17 protein-coding genes are annotated in these 11,810 nt (G+C 60.4%); 7 read left to right on the top strand and 10 right to left on the bottom strand.

Annotated features, from left to right (window positions below):
- Position 1: 1 nt before the first annotated feature.
- Both SALA_RS00570 and SALA_RS00565 read right to left on the bottom strand, forming a co-directional pair.
- Positions 2 to 748, bottom strand: coding sequence for a ferredoxin reductase (locus SALA_RS00570; RefSeq protein ID WP_003044996.1), 747 nt, complete (start codon positions 746 to 748; stop codon positions 2 to 4).
- Positions 741 to 1,346 (bottom strand): sulfite oxidase-like oxidoreductase, encoded by a 606-nt coding sequence (locus SALA_RS00565; RefSeq protein ID WP_003044992.1) that lies wholly within the window; start codon positions 1,344 to 1,346, stop codon positions 741 to 743. Before SALA_RS00565 ends, SALA_RS00570 begins: the two co-directional genes overlap by 8 nt.
- 503 nt (positions 1,347 to 1,849) lie before the next feature.
- Between SALA_RS00565 and SALA_RS00560 the strand changes: the two genes are divergently transcribed.
- The 7 genes from SALA_RS00560 (at position 1,850) to SALA_RS00530 (ending at position 6,111) form a co-directional block, all read left to right on the top strand.
- Positions 1,850 to 2,863 carry a zinc-binding alcohol dehydrogenase family protein gene (locus SALA_RS00560; protein ID WP_041382899.1) on the top strand — a complete coding sequence of 338 codons (1,014 nt, stop codon included), beginning with the start codon at positions 1,850 to 1,852 and terminating at the stop codon, positions 2,861 to 2,863.
- A gap of 53 nt (positions 2,864 to 2,916) precedes the next feature.
- Positions 2,917 to 3,348: a GlcG/HbpS family heme-binding protein gene (locus SALA_RS00555; RefSeq protein ID WP_003044986.1), complete on the top strand. Its 432-nt coding sequence runs from the start codon at positions 2,917 to 2,919 to the stop codon at positions 3,346 to 3,348.
- 62 nt (positions 3,349 to 3,410) lie between these two features.
- On the top strand, positions 3,411 to 3,701 hold the full coding sequence (locus tag SALA_RS00550) for a DUF1330 domain-containing protein (RefSeq protein WP_003044983.1): 291 nt from the start codon (positions 3,411 to 3,413) through the stop codon (positions 3,699 to 3,701).
- 70 nt (positions 3,702 to 3,771) lie between these two features.
- Positions 3,772 to 4,062, top strand: coding sequence for a DUF2218 domain-containing protein (locus tag SALA_RS00545; protein ID WP_003044977.1), 291 nt, complete (start codon positions 3,772 to 3,774; stop codon positions 4,060 to 4,062).
- A gap of 49 nt (positions 4,063 to 4,111) precedes the next feature.
- The gene (locus SALA_RS00540; protein WP_011540436.1) at positions 4,112 to 4,582 is read left to right on the top strand and encodes a peroxiredoxin family protein; all 471 of its coding nucleotides are present in this window, start codon (positions 4,112 to 4,114) and stop codon (positions 4,580 to 4,582) included.
- A gap of 3 nt (positions 4,583 to 4,585) precedes the next feature.
- Positions 4,586 to 4,834, top strand: coding sequence for a DM13 domain-containing protein (locus tag SALA_RS00535; protein WP_003044972.1), 249 nt, complete (start codon positions 4,586 to 4,588; stop codon positions 4,832 to 4,834).
- Complete coding sequence (locus SALA_RS00530; RefSeq protein WP_011540435.1) at positions 4,831 to 6,111, top strand: MFS transporter; 1,281 nt, start codon at positions 4,831 to 4,833, stop codon at positions 6,109 to 6,111. The genes SALA_RS00535 and SALA_RS00530 overlap by 4 nt, the downstream gene beginning before the upstream one ends.
- A 22-nt stretch (positions 6,112 to 6,133) precedes the next feature.
- On the opposite strand, the gene SALA_RS00525 is transcribed toward SALA_RS00530, so the two are convergent.
- From SALA_RS00525 to SALA_RS00490, 8 genes are all read right to left on the bottom strand, one after another.
- Positions 6,134 to 6,583, bottom strand: a complete 450-nt coding sequence (locus tag SALA_RS00525; RefSeq protein ID WP_192807430.1) for a hypothetical protein — start codon at positions 6,581 to 6,583, stop codon at positions 6,134 to 6,136.
- Between the two features lie 88 nt (positions 6,584 to 6,671).
- Positions 6,672 to 7,277, bottom strand: a complete 606-nt coding sequence (locus SALA_RS00520) for a hypothetical protein (protein ID WP_231729080.1) — start codon at positions 7,275 to 7,277, stop codon at positions 6,672 to 6,674.
- Between the two features lie 63 nt (positions 7,278 to 7,340).
- Entirely contained in the window at positions 7,341 to 8,309 is a 969-nt protein-coding gene (locus SALA_RS00515; RefSeq protein ID WP_003044960.1) for a magnesium and cobalt transport protein CorA, read from the bottom strand.
- Positions 8,306 to 9,010 carry a glutathione S-transferase N-terminal domain-containing protein gene (locus SALA_RS00510; protein ID WP_003044957.1) on the bottom strand — a complete coding sequence of 235 codons (705 nt, stop codon included), beginning with the start codon at positions 9,008 to 9,010 and terminating at the stop codon, positions 8,306 to 8,308. The genes SALA_RS00515 and SALA_RS00510 overlap by 4 nt, the downstream gene beginning before the upstream one ends.
- Positions 9,011 to 9,149: 139 nt before the next feature.
- Positions 9,150 to 9,689 carry a peptide-methionine (S)-S-oxide reductase MsrA gene (gene msrA / locus SALA_RS00505; RefSeq protein ID WP_003044954.1) on the bottom strand — a complete coding sequence of 180 codons (540 nt, stop codon included), beginning with the start codon at positions 9,687 to 9,689 and terminating at the stop codon, positions 9,150 to 9,152.
- A gap of 1 nt (position 9,690) precedes the next feature.
- Entirely contained in the window at positions 9,691 to 10,134 is a 444-nt protein-coding gene (gene msrB / locus SALA_RS00500; RefSeq protein WP_003044951.1) for a peptide-methionine (R)-S-oxide reductase MsrB, read from the bottom strand.
- A gap of 144 nt (positions 10,135 to 10,278) precedes the next feature.
- Positions 10,279 to 11,238: a LysR family transcriptional regulator gene (locus SALA_RS00495; RefSeq protein WP_011540433.1), complete on the bottom strand. Its 960-nt coding sequence runs from the start codon at positions 11,236 to 11,238 to the stop codon at positions 10,279 to 10,281.
- Positions 11,239 to 11,506: 268 nt separating this feature from the next.
- Positions 11,507 to 11,785: a DUF4863 family protein gene (locus SALA_RS00490; protein ID WP_003044946.1), complete on the bottom strand. Its 279-nt coding sequence runs from the start codon at positions 11,783 to 11,785 to the stop codon at positions 11,507 to 11,509.
- Between the last annotated feature and the right edge of the window lie 25 nt (positions 11,786 to 11,810).

Raw genomic sequence — 11,810 nt, 5'->3', positions numbered from 1 at the left:
GCTAACCACCATAGCGCTCGGTCTTGATTATCGAGGGGTCGACCCCGGCCAGCAGCGCTCCCTCGGTCGCAATGTTGACGAAATCGTTGGATCCGCAAACGAATATCTGTGTGGGCTTTCGGTGAAGCCGGGCGAGAACCTCTTCGACCATGGCGCTGTCGATCCGCCGCCCGAAATCCGATGCGCGGATCGGATCTTCGCGCGTGATCGCCAGCGCCAGGACAAATGCGGCATCGTTGATCTCGACGGAATGTAGTTCTTCCGAAAACAGAACATCCTCAGCGGTGCGCGCGGACAGGAGCAACGCGGTTGGCACGGCCGGGTCTTGTGTGCGGCGATGCCGGATCATCGCCATCAACGGCACGAGCCCGGAGCCTGCTCCGATCAACAGCACCGCGTCTACGGCAGGTTCAGGCCATAGGAAGTGCCCGCCGAGCGGACCGCGAAGCTCGATCTCATCGCCGACTATCGCGATATCGTGAAAATAGGCCGACACCTCGCCATCGGGCAGGCGTTCGACAGCGAGCTCGATGATCGGGGACGAGGCTGCCGATGACGCGATCGAGTAACTGCGCATCGCGCTATAGCCATCAGGCGCGGTCAGCCGGACATCGACATGTTGGCCTGCGATGTGCGCGAACGGCCTGCTCAATCGGAGGAAGAAGCTTTTGATGCTCGGCGTCTGCTGGACGATTTCCTCGATCACGCATGATTGCCATGACGCGGTTTGCGTGCCGTTGTCAGTCATCGGTGTATCGTTGCTCGCGCCACGGATCGCCGTAAATATGATAGCCGCGCAGCTCCCAGAAGCCGGCCTCGTCACGGGTTGTGAATTGCAGCGCCTTCACCCATTTGGCGGACTTCCAGAAGTACAGATGCGGAACCAGCAGACGCGCCGGCCCGCCATGATCGCGGGTAATCGGCTGGCCGGCAAATTTGAGAGCGACCATCGCTTTCCCGGACAGCAGGTCCGCCAGCGGGACGTTTGTCGAATAATCGTCGTAGGAATGCGCCAGGACGAAATCAGTGGGCCGGTCGAGCCCTGCATCCGCAAGGATGTCTTCAATGAGGACGCCCTCCCATATGGTATCCAGCTTGGACCAAGAGGTCACACAGTGAATATCCTTGGTCACCTTGGTCTTTGGCAGGGCGTTAAACTCGCTCCAGTTCCACACTTTGACCGGCTTCGGGCCGACTTTGACGGTGAATTTCCAATCAGCCAGCTCCACGTTCGGCGTCGGCCCCGCCGTGAGAACCGGAAAATTCTCCACGAGATGCTGACCCGGCGGAATCCGGCCGGACTGGTCGCCACTTGAACCGCGACCGGTGAAACCTCTGGTGACCATAGTGCCCCCTTTTTGCTCGATGCGACAGACGATAACCGGCTTCACTTCAGACCTGATACGCGTGGCCGCGGTACGAACCGATGGCTTGAAGCCTGAAACGCCCGATGCTTCATCGGATTTTCGATGATCGCATTTTCGTGAATCGGTGATTTGATGCTTATGGACTATAACGCGACGCCGGGCCGATTTCCCAATACCCTATCGCTATAGTTTTTATAGCTTTGAATAAATTACGCGCGCATCACGTCGGCTGCAGATTTAGGCACGGCATGAGGCTCGGTCCGCCTGCTTTCCAGGTTGGCTGCCGCGCCTCACAGCTTCGTAAGCGCCTCTCAGGGATAGAACGGCAACAAGGTATGGAAACTATGTTCCGCCGCTATTGGAAATAGTCGGTGCACATCTTCATAGTCCTGCGTGCGAAACCCTTGAACCCCGTGCGAATTTTCGAAGAAGTGGCGCTCTGATCGATCGAGACTTCGGGGCGCAGCAAGATGGAGACATTGATGAAAGCCGTTGGTTACAAGGTCCCGGGACCCATCGCCGAGGATGCTGCGCTGGTCGACATCGAGCTGCCCCAGCCTGTCGCGGCAGGATATGATATCCTGGTTGAGGTGAAGGCCGTCTCGGTGAACCCGGTCGACTATAAGGTCCGCGGCAGCTCGCCGCCAGCCGATGGTGAATGGAAGGTGCTGGGGTGGGATGCGTCCGGGATCGTGCGCGAGGTCGGCCCCGACGTGACGCAGTTCCAGCCGGGCGACGAGGTCTATTATGCCGGATCGATCACCCGGCCCGGCACCAATGTCGAGTTCCATCTTGTCGACGCCCGGATCGTCGGTCGCAAACCCGCCTCGCTCGACTGGGCGGAAGCAGCAGCGCTGCCGCTAACGACGTTGACCGCCTGGGAGGCGATGTTCGATCGCCTCGACGTGGCGAAGCCAGTCCCCGGTGCGGCGCCGGCGATCCTCATCATCGGTGGCGCGGGTGGGGTCGGGTCGATCGCGATCCAGATCGCGCGCCAGCGCACAGACCTCACCGTCATCACCACCGCCTCCCGAGCGGAAACCCAGGAGTGGGTGAAGGAGCTTGGCGCGCACCATGTCATCGACCATAGGCGCCCGCTCGCGGCACAGATTGCCGAGCTTGGCATCGGCGCTCCCGCGTTCGTCTTTTCGACCACGCATACAGAGCAGCATGCCGCCGACATCGCCGAGCTGATCGCGCCGCAAGGGCGGTTCGCGCTGATCGACGATCCCACGGCATTCGACATCATGCTGTTCAAGCGCAAGGCGGTGTCGATACACCATGAGCTGATGTTCACCCGGTCGATCTACGGCACGCCCGATATGCATGAGCAGGGCAAGATCCTCGACGCGCTGGCCGTGCTGGTCGATGAGGGCAAAATCCGTACGACACTGACCGAGCGACTGTCGCCGATCAATGCTGCCAATCTGAAGACAGTGCACGCACTGATCGAAAGTGGCGCGGCGAAAGGCAAGACCGTCCTCGAAGGATTCTGATCTTTTCCAGTCCAAGTAACGCCGGACGATAACGCCGCGGCGAAGGAAATCCCATGACCAAGTCCATTGCCACTGCCTCGATCAACCGTGAAACCGCAGTCGCCCTCATCGACGCAGCGATAACCGCCGCCCGTGCAATCGGCATCCCGGCTGCCGTCGCCGTCGTCGACGCAACCGGGTATCTGCGGGCGTTCGAGCGCACCGACGACGCGCCGTTTCTCACCGTCGATGTTGCCATCGACAAAGCGTGGAGTTCCGCCTCCTTTGGATATCCGACCCATGTCTGGAACGACTATGTGAGCAACGATCCCAAAGTGGCGCCGCTGGCCTATCGCCCCCGGATGGTCGCCGTCGGTGGCGGCTATCCGATCCTTGAGGACGGAAAGCTGATCGGCGGAATCGGCATCTCCGGAGGCACTTATCAGCAGGACCAGGATGCCTGCGTTGAGGCACTCCAGAAAATCGGGTTCGAACTGCCAGCCTGACGACTGTCAGGCCATCGTCGGTGGCGATGGCCGGCAGATCTCACCTTGCGAAGGATCTTATGATGGAAGCGTTTGTCGTATTCACGCGGGAAGACACCACGGATGTGGATGAACTCGCGGCTTATTCTGCCCGCGTCGGCCCGTCGTTCGATGGGCATGACGTCACTTTTCTCGCCGCTTATGGCGCGATGGAGAATTTGGAGGGGTCGCCGATCGAAGGCGCCGTCATCTTGCGGTTCCCCACGATGCAAGCCGCGCATGACTGGTATCATAGCCCCGCCTACCAAGCTGTTGCTGCGCATCGCTTCGCCGGTGCCCGCTACCGCGGGTTTATCGTCGAGGGGCTGCGTTGACTCCCCCGCATTATAATGGCGGTACTGACCAAGAGCTGTGCGCCCAAACACCAACACCGGGAGTTTCTAAATGATCGAGGCCGAGGCACGCATCGCTACGATCGAATCGAGTCGATATCTGACGAGACTCGCTGAGGCGTGGGTTCATACTTACCCGGTTCGATATGACGCGCTGACAGCCGAAATCCAGCTTCCGGGCGGCGAGCTTATATTAACTGCGGACGGCGACAGCCTCTCCTTGAGGCTCGTGGGCAAAGATCGCGAACGTTTCGATGCAACCAAGCAATCGGTCGCCACGCTTGTTGATCGCGTCGCGGAGCACGACACCGGGGTCCGATGCGTTTGGAATGACATATCATGATAGCGCGCACCACAATTCGCCGCGGTTCTTCATCGCGCTGGAGGATCAGATGAGCATGCTCGAACCCCAAGCGCCGGATCTTCGGGTGCAGAAATGGATCGGCGCGGACGGAGAAAGCACCGGGCCGCTCAAGCTGTCGGATCTCGGCTCCGGCCCAAAGATCCTGTTCGCCTTCCAGCACTGGTGCCGCGGCTGCCATGTGCATGGCTTCCCGACGCTACAAAGATTGCATAGTGCATTGAGCCCCAGGGGCGTGGGATTTGCGGTGATCCAGACCGTCTTCGAAGGTGCGGATGAAAACACCTTCGAGAAGTTGCGTGTGAACCAGCTCGAATATGCGCTTCCTGTCGCCTTCGGCCATGATGAACCACTGGTCGGCGCGACGCTGCCTACCTTCATGGAGGATTATCGCACGCGAGGAACGCCCTGGTTCTCGATCATTGACGCTGGCGGCCGTATCGTCTTCTCGGACTTCCATCTCGACGCGGACAGGATCGTAAAGGATCTGGAGCTGGTGTAATCCGTGCGGCCTTGGCTCTTCCTGACCGCCAGCCACCTCGCAATGCTCGGCATTGGTTTTGCGGCCGGCATTTACACGCTGCCAATCCTCACCGCGGCCAGGCCGCCGAAGCCGGCAGCCTATCAGGCCATCGTCGACGTGCCTGTCGGGATCGATGTTCGCGACTACAACACGGTCGTCATCTGGTGCGAAGCGTTCGACCAGTTCATCAGCGCGGCAGCGTATCGACCGTCGCGTCAGGCGCTAAAATGAGCCCGGCGATGGATAGCATGCGGTCGGCGGGCCGACGTGGCCTCAAGCTCGCACCGGTGGCGGCGTTGCTGGCGAGCGTCGCGGCTCTGCTGCTGGGTAATGGTTTGCTGGGCACGCTCCTGATCGTCAGGGCCGGCCAGGAGGGCTTCTCGTCCGGCGCGATCAGCGCGATGATGTCGTTCTACTTCGCCGGTTTCACGATCGGCGCGCTCATGTTGCCGCGGATCATCGTCGCCGTGGGTCATGTCAGAACCTTTGCCGGCTTTGCGGCGATCGCCTCGATGACTGCCCTTCTCCATGTTGCGCTCGTGGAACCGATCGCCTGGATACCGCTTCGCCTGATCACGGGCTTCGCCTACGCGGGCATGATCCTCGCAACGGAGAGCTGGCTCAACGCCCATGCAGTGCCATCCACGCGCGGCCAACTTCTGTCGATCTTCGGAGTCGTCTCGATGGGCTCATGGGCCATCGGCCAGGCCTTGCTCAACGTCGCCCCGCCCGCCGACATGACCTTGTTCCTTATCGTGTCGCTGTTAATTTCCGCGGCGGTGGTTCCGATCACCTTGCTGCCCAGCCATCCGCCGGCGCAGGTGACACAGGAACGGGTCGCGTTCAGCGACCTCGTGCGCGCATCACCGCTCGCTGCGGCTGGCGCTTTCCTCGCTGGCCTGGCTATCGGCGGTTTTTGGGGCATGGGCCCGAACTTCGCCCAGAGGATCGGACTCGATGTCGGCGGCATCTCCGCTTTCATGGCTGCGGTGCTGGGTGGGACGCTCCTATTGCAGTGGCCCCTCGGCTGGCTTTCGGATCGCGTGTCGCGGAACCTTGTCATCGCCGCTGCGGCCCTGGCGTCCGCAGCGGCGGCCGTCGGCGTCGCCCTCGCGGTAGGGGCGCCCCTGCCGCTGCTCCTCGCGGCGGGCGCGCTGTTCGGCGGCTTTGGCATCCCGATCTATTCATTGTGTCTCGCGGTTGCCAACGACGACCTTCCGGCCGGCCGGCTGCTCGGTACCGCCCGCGGGCTTCTGCTGCTCAACGGGATCGGGACAGCCGCCGGACCCCTTATCGGGGGTGCTGCGATGACTATCGCCGGCCCCGGTGGGCTGTTCCTTTATGCGGCCGCATTGCTTGCCATATTGGCGGTGTTGGCTATCGGGAGCAGCCAGCCAAGGCGCCGCATCCACGCCAAGGCTGCCCGCTCTCCAAGCACACCGATGATCACGGGATCTCTTGATGTGATGATATGCATGGAGTCAGAGACGGAGGCCGCCCGGCACTAGCGCGCCTACTGCGACGGGCGTCCTATTCTACATCTTCTACGATGAGGTCCCGGCCGTTGAACTGCACGGTCTCTCCTGTTCGTGCTCCTTCGATCGCCTCGAAGATCGGCGCCATCGTTGAAATTCCCATGAACTCACGCCCATCACAGGTGAACTTGCTCGTTGACACTGCGATCACGAAATGGCGCCCCGACAGTTTGATGACAGCACCCTCCTCCACTGCCGACTTGGGGCCGAAGTCGATCGTCCTGAGCTTTTCAAGTTTATCGGCATAGTCGTGCAATGTGTCGTCAAGCGCTTCAGCCAAGTCGCTCGCGACTTCGGCCTGCGCCTGCTCGTCATTCTCGATCGGCTCGCTCCGATCCAGCTGAGCGATGGAGACATAATCCAGATAATTGGTGCGAGCGCTATGCAGGGCGGCAGTCTCCAGCGAAAGCATGGTTTCGCGGATGTGGCTTTTATTCCAGTTCATCATCACCTCGTTGTGTTTGGATCATTCGAAAGTTCGTGCTTCGGTCCGTCACCGCCGCGGGAGTGCCCCCATTGGGCTCGCCGGCCCGCTACTCGTCGCCTGGGGCGTCATCTCCCTGGTAGGGCGCTCTGATCAGCCGGGAATCCCGGATGATGCTGGTTACAAGCCAGACATAGGATTGCTCGGCGGTATCGAAGCCGAGAATGCTGAAGGCGCCGCCGAAAGGGCATGGCGGGAAGTCTGGAAAGCCCTCGCGCAGCACATAGCGCTCGGGATCGCGCTCAAACTCATTCTTGTAGACTTTGCGCAGGCCGTGCTTGCTCGGAACATCCTCGTCGCCCGCTGGCGTCGTTTGCCGATCCGCGACAAGCCGCTCGGAAAGGTCGCGGTGACAGATTTCGTCGAAGACATCGAAGGCGTCGATCAGCAGACCCTTATGGTTGGTCGCGGGATCGGTAATCGCGTATATGTTGGACGCGTCTTCTCCATCATCCCCGCTTTCGAGGCGCAACGCCGCATCGACGGTTATCGCGCATGGATCGAGCGTTGATCCCAGTTCGAGATCGATGAGATGGCCGTCCTTGACGCGGTACTCGCGGTCGTAGCCCTTCGCGACGAAGGACTGGACTGCTGCTAGGACGTCGGTCACTTGGGATGTCATTGTTGCACCTTGGCTTTGCATGGCATTGGACATGCTCTAATATCAGGGAGGCTGTTGCGGCTCAGCTGACGGAGATGAAAAGCAAACGCGCGCTATTCATATCCACTTGGCCTTCTTGAACCGCACGAACAGGTACAGGCAGAACATCGTCATCAACCCGAGCACGACAAAATAGCCATAGACCGTGTCCAGCTCGGGCATGTTCCTGAAGTTCATGCCATATATCCCGGCGATGGCCGTCGGGACCGCCAATATGGCGGCCCAGGCCGCGAGCTGGCGCGTGGTCACGCCCGTTCTTTGCGCTTCCAACAGGCTGCTGAACTCGAAGACGGTGGACAGAACCTGCAGGAGGCCATCGACCATGGTCTGCACGCGAGCGACATGATCCGCGACGTCGCTGAAATAGGGTCTGACTTCTGAACTGATGCAGGGGAAATGGCCTCGGACGAGTTTCCGGACCAGTTCAGCCATAGCGCCGAGCGTGCGCTGGAAGCGCGTGAGTTCGCTTCTCAGCCCGAAGATGCGGTCGATTTCTGCCCGTCCGAGAAAGTCGTCGAGCGATCGTCTCTCCATCGCCAGAACGTCATCCTCGATCATCTCGAAGATGGGAAGATATTGATCGACGATCCGGTGCAGGATCGCATGCAGCACATAGTCGACACCTTTGCCAAAAAGCGCCGGCGAAGCCTCGAGTTGCTCGCGAAGATTGCCGAGCGCTCCGCCGTTGCCGTGCCGTACGCTGATGAGATGGTTGTGACCGGTGAAGATCGCCATCTTGCCGTAGCGGATCTGGTCTCCATCCAGCTCGGCGGTCTGAGCGACAACATAGAGCTCTTCATTATACGCTTCGAGCTTGGGCGGGCAGAGCGGGTGCATCGCGTTGTCGATTGCCAACGGATGGAGGTTATACGTCGTTTGGATCGCTTTAAGCTCGTCGGCGGTGGGCTCGCGAAGCGCGATCCAGCAAAAGCCGGAGCGATCCTTATCGAGCTGGACCTGCTCGTCGATCGCGATTTCGCGGACCCGCAGGCCCTTGTTGTAATAATAAGCAGCGATGACGCTCATGCCGGTCTCGCAGGGATGCGCAGGCCGCGCTGCACCGCGGGCCGCGCCAGCCCGCGGCGGAGCCATGTCTGGACGTTCGAATATTCGCCGAGGCCGAGGATGTCGCCGGCCGCGTAGACTTCGGCCAGTGCGTTGACCCACCCAAGTGTCGCAATGTCCGCGATCGAATAATCATCGACAAGCCATTCGCGGCCTTCGAGCTGGCGGTCCAGCACCCCCAAGAGACGCTTGGATTCATCGATAAAGCGCTGCCGAGGGCGCTTGTCCTCATAGTCCTTGCCGGCAAATTTCAGGAAAAAACCAAGCTGACCGAAGGTCGGCCCGACGCCGGATACTTGAAAGAATACCCAAGCCAGCGTCTCGTAACGCTGCGCGGGCGCACTCGAATTGAGCTGGCCGGTTTTGTCGGCCAGGTAGAGGAGGATCGCGCCCGATTCCCATATGGCGATAGGGTTGCCGTCAGGACCAGCCGGATCGATGATCGCCGGTATGCGGCCGTTGGGGTTCAACGATACGAACGCTGGATCCTTCGACTCGTTGTTCGAGATATCGACCAGGTGGGGCTCGTACGCCAGGCCGGTCTCCTCGAGCATGATCGAGACCTTGACGCCATTGGGGGTGGGAGCGGCGTAGAGTTGCAGGCGATCGGGATGCAATGCGGGCCAGCGCTGCGTAATAGGAAAGGTCGAGAGGTCTGGCATAAATCTGCGATCCTGTGCTGCGATGGCGACTATATGGACCGACCCGTCTCTCTGAAGCAGGGTTGGATGACCGCGTCGTTGTACGACGCGGTCATGAAGATTGCGAACGGGATCGGCGGAGCGGCAACAGCAGTTAAGCCTATCCCGCTGCCGTCCCCGCCGCGGACTGATCATCATCAACTTTCTGGCGCTTTGGAAGCACCCAGCCGGGACGGACGAAATGGCAGGTGTAGCCGCCCGGGCGTTTCTCGAGATAATCCTGATGGTCCGGCTCGGCCTCCCAGAAATCTCCGACCGGCACGACCTCTGTCACCACCTTGCCATCCCACAGTCCGGAGGCATCCACATCGGCGATCGTGTCCTCGGCGACGCGCTTCTGCTCCTCGTCGACATAATAGATGCCCGACCGGTAGGAGAGCCCGATATCACCGCCTTGGCGATTCTTGGTCGTCGGGTCGTGGATCTGGAAGAAATATTCCAGGATATTGCGGAAGGTCGTCACTGCCGGGTCGAAGATGATCTCGATCCCTTCGGCATGCGTGCCGTGATTGCGATAAGTGGCGTCCGGGACATCGCCGCCGGTGTAGCCGACACGGGTCGATACGATGCCGGGCTGCTTGCGGATCAGATCCTGCATGCCCCAGAAACATCCGCCGGCGAGAATAGCGCGCTGGTGCATGTCAGGCCTCCTCGACCTGATCGAGATATTCGCCATATCCTTCGCTCTCCATCTCGTCGCGCGGAATGAAGCGAAGCGACGCGGAGTTAATGCAGTAGCGCAAACCTCCGCGATCGGAGGGACCGTCCGGGAATACATGACCGAGATGACTGTCGGCGTGCACCGATCTTACTTCCGTCCGCACCATACCGTGCGCGCTGTCGCGCAACTCGTTCACATTTGCTGCAACGATCGGCTTGGTGAAGCTGGGCCAGCCAGAACCCGAGTCGAATTTGTCGGTCGAGGCGAACAAAGGCTCTCCCGACACGATATCGACGTAGATGCCTGGTTCCTTGTTGTCATCATACTCCCCCGTGAAGGGCCGCTCGGTGCCCGACTCCTGGGTGACGTAGCGCTGCTCGGCAGTAAGGAGATCAACAGCTTCCTGCGACTTTTCGAACTTCATGATAGTCTCCGATATTGATCTGAGAGGGCGAAAAAGCCGCCGCTTATCGTGTCAGTCACTGCGCCGACTATCGCAGTGCGCCTAGGATTTATCCAATAGGCTGTGCCTATAGTTTCCATAGCACCGACGCTCTCGCGACGGGGTTTAGTGCCACGCATATCCGGCTGCCAGTTGCGCGATCTTCCGTATCTCGACGGGTGCGGTGGAGCCAGATACCGTCGCGATCACGACTTCGCGCTCCAGGGCAAATCCCTCGATCGGCCGCGTAACAAGACCGGGCGCCGTGGCGGATCGTTCCGGAAGAATGCATATGGCGGTGCCATCGGCGACGAAGTGTTGCACCCAGTCCTCGCGGTCCGATCGAAAGCGGGGCTGCATGAGCAGGTCGTGCCGCGCGAAATGATCGAGGATCTGATCGCGAAACTCGCACTTGAGGCGATCGACGAAAGGAAACTCGAGCAGGTCTTCTCCGCGCACGATTTCGCGGGATGCCAAGGGATGGCTCGCAGAACAGCCCAGTACGAAGCGCTCTCTGAATAGCGGATGCACATCGAGCTTAGGCTCCGGCCTTGTCTCGCGCGGCATGATGCACGCATGATATTTTCCGGACAGAATGTCCGAGGTGTCCTCGTTCGGCTGAAGCGAGTGCAGCTTGATTTCAATGGATGGCACCTCCGCCAACGCGCTCTCGAAAAACGCGGCAAACTCCTGCGGTCCGACAGTCGGCGCGACCGCCACATCCAGAACACGGTGCATCCCCATCGCCCAGTTCTCGGAATGATTGCGGACGCTTCGCATCGCCACCAGCATGCGCCGGAATTCTGTCTCGACGTCCCGGCCAAGGCCGGTCAGGCGACTGTTTTTCCCGTCGCGGTGAATCAGCGGCCCGCCGAGCTCCTCTTCCAAGCGGCGGATTGCGCGGGTCAGGCTCGGCTGCGACACACCGCTCAGGCGAGCGGCCGCTGTAAAATTCAGCGTCTTGGCCAAGTTGATGAAATAGCTGACCTGATTGAGTTCCATAGTCCGTCGATCCATGCGCCTGACTGATGCTTCTTCCGAAAGACCGCGTTCCTGGGAGAGGCGAAATAAGTATGCGCGACGCATATAATCATAGTGTGCAGCTTTGTCTATATGCGCGGCGCATATATTTTATACGCGATGCGATGCGTAGCCGTGGCCGTGGCCGTGCGCTCGGGCTGCCGAAAGGTCTGGGAACACAACGGCGAAGCCTCCAGACGGCGGTCCGACGCATATGACAGCGACAATATTCACGTGTATTCGCGAGGCTGGCTCTTAGCTGTCCGGACACCTCGAGGCGTCTGAAGAACTAGATTGATCTAAAGCTTGCGCCGCCTTGCTCTGCGACGGGGCCCTATGCGCCGCCCCTCCGCGCCCGGATCTCGGCGGGATCGAACTGATACAGGATACGGCCCGCAGGCATATAATTTAGGGTCATCAGTGCGCCGTTACGCACCTTGAGGAAATGCAGCGTGTCGCGCGCCGCGCAAACCCAGCCCAAACCCTGCCAATCGCCGGGCCCGGCGAGCTCCACCGCATCATCGACCGGAATCACCAGATCGATCTCACCATAGGGATGGCCGTGACAATGACCAACGAATATCGTGTCGGCGCCCGGCTGCCGGCCAGCCACCACCTCGGTACCGTGGTCTCATTCT

This window comes from Sphingopyxis alaskensis RB2256 (assembly GCF_000013985.1).
Classification (GTDB): domain Bacteria; phylum Pseudomonadota; class Alphaproteobacteria; order Sphingomonadales; family Sphingomonadaceae; genus Sphingopyxis; species Sphingopyxis alaskensis.
Note: the sequence above shows the minus strand (reverse complement) of the source record. Positions and strands in the feature narration are given on the sequence as shown.

Coding starts and splice junctions, on each gene's coding strand:
- SALA_RS00525 (WP_192807430.1), bottom strand. CDS start 6,583: ATGAACTGGAATAAAAGCCACATCCGCGAAACCATGCTTTCGCTGGAG.
- msrB (WP_003044951.1), bottom strand. CDS start 10,134: ATGAAGTTCGAAAAGTCGCAGGAAGCTGTTGATCTCCTTACTGCCGAG.
- msrA (WP_003044954.1), bottom strand. CDS start 9,689: ATGCACCAGCGCGCTATTCTCGCCGGCGGATGTTTCTGGGGCATGCAG.
- SALA_RS00530 (WP_011540435.1), top strand. CDS start 4,831: ATGAGCCCGGCGATGGATAGCATGCGGTCGGCGGGCCGACGTGGCCTC.
- SALA_RS00515 (WP_003044960.1), bottom strand. CDS start 8,309: ATGAGCGTCATCGCTGCTTATTATTACAACAAGGGCCTGCGGGTCCGC.
- SALA_RS00550 (WP_003044983.1), top strand. CDS start 3,411: ATGGAAGCGTTTGTCGTATTCACGCGGGAAGACACCACGGATGTGGAT.
- SALA_RS00555 (WP_003044986.1), top strand. CDS start 2,917: ATGACCAAGTCCATTGCCACTGCCTCGATCAACCGTGAAACCGCAGTC.
- SALA_RS00545 (WP_003044977.1), top strand. CDS start 3,772: ATGATCGAGGCCGAGGCACGCATCGCTACGATCGAATCGAGTCGATAT.
- SALA_RS00520 (WP_231729080.1), bottom strand. CDS start 7,277: ATGTCCAATGCCATGCAAAGCCAAGGTGCAACAATGACATCCCAAGTG.
- SALA_RS00540 (WP_011540436.1), top strand. CDS start 4,112: ATGAGCATGCTCGAACCCCAAGCGCCGGATCTTCGGGTGCAGAAATGG.
- SALA_RS00510 (WP_003044957.1), bottom strand. CDS start 9,010: ATGCCAGACCTCTCGACCTTTCCTATTACGCAGCGCTGGCCCGCATTG.
- SALA_RS00570 (WP_003044996.1), bottom strand. CDS start 748: ATGACTGACAACGGCACGCAAACCGCGTCATGGCAATCATGCGTGATC.
- SALA_RS00495 (WP_011540433.1), bottom strand. CDS start 11,238: ATGCGTCGCGCATACTTATTTCGCCTCTCCCAGGAACGCGGTCTTTCG.
- SALA_RS00565 (WP_003044992.1), bottom strand. CDS start 1,346: ATGGTCACCAGAGGTTTCACCGGTCGCGGTTCAAGTGGCGACCAGTCC.
- SALA_RS00560 (WP_041382899.1), top strand. CDS start 1,850: ATGAAAGCCGTTGGTTACAAGGTCCCGGGACCCATCGCCGAGGATGCT.